This is a genomic window from Dietzia sp. SLG310A2-38A2 (genome assembly GCF_014145095.1).
Taxonomy (GTDB): Bacteria; Actinomycetota; Actinomycetes; order Mycobacteriales; family Mycobacteriaceae; genus Dietzia.
The window spans coordinates 927-5,995 of the sequence record NZ_JAALDX010000482.1; the positions used below are offsets into that span (position 1 = coordinate 927).

The window sequence follows — 5,069 nt, forward strand, 5'->3', positions numbered from 1 at the left end:
CGCGGCCAGGGCTGAGGCACGTGCCTGCGTGGCCCTCGTGGCCGCCTCGGCCAACCTGGGGCTGTCCACCTGGCTGACGCGCGAGGCCGCGACCTTCGCCGACCTCGACGCCGAGTGCGCGCTCGCGCTCCGGCAGCTCGCACTCCTCGTCACCGCACCCACCGACACCACACCGTCCGAGACGACCTCTCCTGAGACCACGGGAGCCACTCCGTGAGCGACACAAGCATGAGCGACACCAGCATCATCGCGACGGACGGTCGCGAACCCACCGGACCGGCTCCCGCATCCCACAACGTGCCGCTGGTCTTCGCGTCTCTGCTGCTCGGGATGCTCATCGTGTCCCTGGGGCAGATGATCTTCGCGACCGCGCTGCCCACGATCGTCGCGGACCTCGGCGGGGTCGACAAGATGTCCTGGGTCATCACCGTCTATCTCCTCACCATGACCATCGGGCTGCCCGTGTACGGCAAGCTCGGTGACCAGATCGGACGCAAGCCGCTCTTCGTCACCGCCATCCTGCTGTTCCTCGGTGGTTCCGTCCTCGGCGCCCTGTCGTGGAGCATCGACATCCTGATCGTCTCGCGCGCGATCCAGGGGCTGGGAGGTGGCGGTCTGATGGTGCTGTCCCAGGCCATCGTCGCGGACGTCGTGCCCGCCCGGCAGAGGGGCCGATACATGGGGGTCATGGGGGCCGTCTTCGGACTGTCATCGATCCTGGGGCCGCTCCTGGGCGGGTTCTTCACCGAGGGCCCGGGCTGGCGCTGGGCACTGTGGTTCAACCTGCCGGTATGCCTGCTCACGCTGGCGGTCGCCGTTCTCTACCTGAAGTTGCCCACTCGCGGCACCGGCCGTAGCACCGACTGGCCGGGTACCGTACTCATGGTCACCGGCACCACGGCGCTCATCCTCGTCTGCTCGTGGGCCGGCAACCGCTTCCCGTGGACCGACCCCGTGATCATCGGCCTCACCGCCCTGTTCGTGACCTGCGCCGTGGCGTTCGTCCTCGTCGAGTTGCGCTCGCCGCACCCGCTGATCCCCATGTCGCTGTTCGCGGAACGCAACTTCGCACTCTCCACGGCCGCCGGGCTCATCATCGGCGTGGCGATGTTCGGGACCATCACCTACCTGCCCACCTACATCCAGATGGTCCACGGGCTCGGCCCCACCGACGCCGGCCTGATGATGACCCCGATGATGGCGGGGATGATGGGAACCTCCATCATCGTGGGCAACATCGTGAGCCGCACAGGCCGCTACAAGTGGTACCCCGTGGTCGGCACGATCATCATGGCCGCGGGCCTGTGGCTCATCAGCTCGCTCGAGGCCTCCGACACCCTGCTCCACCTCGGAGCGGTCCTCTTCGTCTTCGGCTTCGGCCTGGGGCTGTGCATGCAGCTGCTCGTCCTGATCGTCCAGAATTCGTTCCCCGTGTCGATGGTCGGGACCGCCACCGCGTCCAACAACTTCTTCCGCCAGATCGGCGGGACACTGGGGTCGGCGATCGTGGGGTCGCTCTTCGTCAGTCGTCTCGCGGATCTCATGGACGACCGGATCCCGGCCGCGGCGGCCTCGATGGGACCGGAGGGAGCCGAGGTGGCCTCGTCGTTCGCAGACGGCTCCGGAGCGGCCAACTCGATGAGCCCCGAGATCCTCGCCGGCCTGCCCGGACCCCTGCACGACGCGATCGTGGGGTCCTACAACGAGGCCCTGGTACCGATCTTCCTCGCCGTGGTCCCCCTCCTGGTGATCGCCACGGTGCTGTTGCTGTTCATCCGGGAGGACCCCCTCAAGGAGACCGTCGACTGAACCGACTCGCCTGATCGGCCGGGCAGATCAGGCGGGGTGCTCACGGCGCCGCGGTAGCGGGGTGAGCAGACCGACACGCGATCCACACTCGCGGCAACCGCCCCGTTACCCGACGGCGATAGCTTGCCCAGCGTGAACACTCCCCGAGAGACCGTCCTGCGCTTCCTCGCCGCTCCGACCGACGTGGGCACCGGGAACCAGGTGCACACCGGCCGGATCCTCGAGTGGATCGACAAGGCCGCGTACGCCCAGGCCGCGGTGTGGTCCGGCGGATACGCCGTCACGGTCTACGTCGGCAATGTCCGCTTCTCCCGGCCGATCGAGGCCGGGGAACTCGTCGAGGTGTCCGCGCGACTCGTCCACACGGGCTCGACATCGATGCACATACAGTGCGACGTCCGCGCCTGCGATCCAGTGACGCTCGACTACCGGCATTGCGCGGAGTGCCTGGTCGTCTTCATCGCGGTCCGCGCGGGAACGCCCACCCCGGTGCCGGCCTGGCGGCCCGCCTCCCGGCTGGAGGTCCACGAGTCCGACGAAGCGGTGATGCGCATCGCCTTGAGGAAGGACATCGAGGACGCCATGGCCGACCAGAGCTACACCGACGCCGGGACCGCACCCCGATCGGCCCTGCGGTTCCTCGCGGCCCCGGGCGACGTGAACTGGGGCGGCAACGTGCACGGGGGACGCATCATGTCGTGGATCGACGACGCCGCGAACCTGTGCGCGACCCACTGGTCGGGCACCCCGTGTACCTCGGTGTACGCCGGCGGCGTGCGCTTCTACCACCCGGTGAAGATCGGCCACGTCGTCGAGGTGGAGGCCCGGCTCCTGCACACAGGTCACGAGACGATGCACGTATCCGTCCACGTCAGGTCCGGCGAGCCCACGTCGCCTGAACGGGTGCTGACGACCCATTGCCTGGCCGTGTGCGCGGCCCTGGGCCCGGATCTCCGCCCCACCCCGGTGCCGCACTGGACCCCGCTGACCGCGGAGGACCGCGCACTCGACGAGCACGCACGGCACCTCATCCGGCTGCGAGGACGGGGGCGGGTCGACGGGCCCGCTCAGGTGGGGGCCGCCGGCTGACGGGTCCCCGTCGATCACCCGGCGGGGTGGAGACGAATCGACCCGGAGAGGGACCCGTCGAAATGGGGAGAACGCCCGGAGCGTGATGCTCCGGGCGTTCTCAGGTGTACCCCCGATGGGATTCGAACCCACGCTACCGCCGTGAGAGGGCGGCGTCCTAGGCCGCTAGACGACGGGGGCTCAGGACGCGGAACCGCGAGGAACCGCTGCAGTGAGCGCTGGAACGCGCTCAGCTGGCCTACCAGGACTCGAACCTAGAACGACGGTACCAGAAACCGCTGTGTTGCCAATTACACCATAGGCCACTGTATTCACTTGTCCGCCCCGTGCGGGGCGACCTCGAAGAGACTATCAAAGCACCGAGGGTGAATAGCAAATCGCCTGGTCATTCAGCGATGGGCGCGGCCCGGAGGCGGGCAAGAGTCACCTCGCGCCCCAGCAGTTCCAGCGACTCGAACAGCGGCGGCGAGATGTGCGATCCGGTCACCGCGACCCGTACCGGCCCGTAGGCCTTCCGCGGCTTGATCCCGAGCGCGTCGACCAACGCACCGGAGAGCGCCGCCTCGATCGCGGGGGTCGACCACTCCTGTACGGACTCCAGAGCGGCCACAGCCGCGTCCACGACCTCGCGCGCATCGGCCTTGAGGTTCTTGGCGGCGGACTTGGGGTCAACGACGAACTCCGCTTCCTCCACCACCAGGAAGCGGATCAGGTCCCACGCATCGGACAGGACGACGATGCGGGTCTGCACCAGATCCGCGAGGACCGCCCAACGGTCGCCGTCCAGTCCCGCGGGCAGCGTCAGGCCGTCCTCGGACGGGTGCGCCTCGAGGAAGTCCCTCAGACGCCGCGCGAACTCCTCCGGCGGGAGCCGCCGGATGTGCTCGGCGTTGATCGCGTCCGCCTTCTTCTGGTCGAAACGCGCCGGGTTCGCATTGACCTGGCGCACGTCGAAGGCCTCCACCATCTCCTGCAGGGAGAACACGTCGCGGTCGTCCGACAGTCCCCAGCCCAGCAGTGCCAGATAGTTGAGCAGCCCCTCGGGCAGCATGCCGCGGTCGCGGTGCAGGAACAGATCCGACTCCGGGTCCCGCTTGGACAGCTTCTTGTTGCCGTCTCCCATGACGAACGGCAGATGCCCGAACTCGGGGACACGCTCGGCCACCCCGATCCGGGTCAGGGCACGGTAGAGCGCGATCTGCCTGGGGGTCGAGCTGAGCAGGTCCTCGCCACGCAGGACGTGGGTGATCTGCATGAGCGCGTCGTCGACCGGGTTGACCAGCGTGTACAGCGGGATCCCGTTGCCCCGGGTGAGCGCGAAGTCCGGAACGGTACCGGCCTTGAAGACGGTCTCCCCGCGGACGAGGTCGTCCCACCCCAGGTCCTCGTCCGGCATCCGCAGCCGGATCACCGCGCCACGGCCCTCGTCGCGGTAGGCCTGTTTCTGCTCCTCCGTCAGGTCGCGGTCGAACCCGTCGTACCCGAGTTTGGGATCACGCCCGGCCGCCCGGTGGCGGGCCTCGACCTCCTCGGCGGTCGAGAAGGACTCGTAGGCCTCACCGGCGTCGACGAGCCTGCGCACCACCTCGAGGTGCTGGTCTCGGCGTTCGGACTGACGGTAGGGGGCGTACGGCCCGCCCACCTCCGGCCCCTCGTCCCAGTCCAGTCCGAGCCACCGGAGCGCGTCGAGCAGCGACTGGTACGACTCCTCCGAGTCGCGTGCGGCGTCGGTGTCCTCGATGCGGAAGACGAAGGTCCCGCCCGTGTGCCGGGCGTGGGCCCAGTTGAACAGCGCCGTCCGGACGAGTCCCACATGTGGTGTGCCGGTGGGTGACGGGCAGAAGCGGACACGGACGTCTGAGGCTGTCATACCCACCATCCTAGTGACGGTCCCGGCTCGCACCCCCGCGCAGGACCGGCCTAGGATCGGCCGGGTACCCGTGGCCCGCCGCTCACGCGCGATCCACGCCCATCAGAGTCGAGGGAGGCGAGCCGTGGCGTCAGGGCCCCACGCCGACGCCGCCAGGCCCGTCACCGCTCCGGACTTCCTCCTGTCCCGCCACACCGGCTCGCTGCGGACCCAGGGCTCCCTCCGCGTCTTCCCCGACCCTGCCGACGCGGCGCTGGCCCTCCGATCCGGTCGCTGCGGGCTGGTGGTGGGCGCCCTGGGG

The 5,069-nt window shown here is 69.1% G+C and carries 3 protein-coding genes, 2 tRNA genes and 2 pseudogenes; 4 read left to right on the forward strand and 3 right to left on the reverse strand.

Features of this window, described 5'->3' with window-relative positions; genetic code table 11:
* From G6027_RS19065 to G6027_RS15660, 3 genes and pseudogenes are all read left to right on the forward strand, one after another.
* A pseudogene (locus G6027_RS19065) lies at positions 1–217 on the forward strand (TetR family transcriptional regulator); the annotation flags it as partial.
* A gap of 11 nt (positions 218–228) precedes the next feature.
* The gene (locus G6027_RS15655) at positions 229–1,809 is read left to right on the forward strand and encodes an MDR family MFS transporter (protein ID WP_182637974.1); all 1,581 of its coding nucleotides are present in this window, start codon (positions 229–231) and stop codon (positions 1,807–1,809) included.
* 132 nt (positions 1,810–1,941) lie between these two features.
* Entirely contained in the window at positions 1,942–2,898 is a 957-nt protein-coding gene (locus G6027_RS15660) for a hotdog domain-containing protein (RefSeq protein ID WP_182637972.1), read from the forward strand.
* Between the two features lie 107 nt (positions 2,899–3,005).
* Here the strand turns inward: G6027_RS15660 and G6027_RS15665 are convergent.
* The 3 genes from G6027_RS15665 to gltX all read right to left on the reverse strand — a co-directional run bounded on the left by G6027_RS15665 (position 3,006) and on the right by gltX (position 4,768).
* A tRNA-Glu gene (locus G6027_RS15665) sits at positions 3,006–3,078 on the reverse strand.
* A 53-nt stretch (positions 3,079–3,131) separates the two neighbouring features.
* Positions 3,132–3,203 (reverse strand) — tRNA-Gln (locus G6027_RS15670).
* 80 nt (positions 3,204–3,283) lie between these two features.
* Positions 3,284–4,768 (reverse strand): glutamate--tRNA ligase, encoded by a 1,485-nt coding sequence (gene gltX, locus G6027_RS15675; protein ID WP_182637973.1) that lies wholly within the window; start codon positions 4,766–4,768, stop codon positions 3,284–3,286.
* Between the two features lie 124 nt (positions 4,769–4,892).
* Here gltX and G6027_RS19070 point away from each other — a divergent pair.
* Positions 4,893–5,069 (forward strand): annotated as a pseudogene (locus G6027_RS19070) (isochorismate synthase); the annotation flags it as partial.

Bases quoted from the DNA above. Each gene is read 5' to 3' on its own strand.
- G6027_RS15655 (WP_182637974.1), top strand. From the start codon at position 229: ATGAGCGACACCAGCATCATCGCGACGGACGGTCGCGAACCCACCGGA.
- gltX (WP_182637973.1), bottom strand. From the start codon at position 4,768: ATGACAGCCTCAGACGTCCGTGTCCGCTTCTGCCCGTCACCCACCGGC.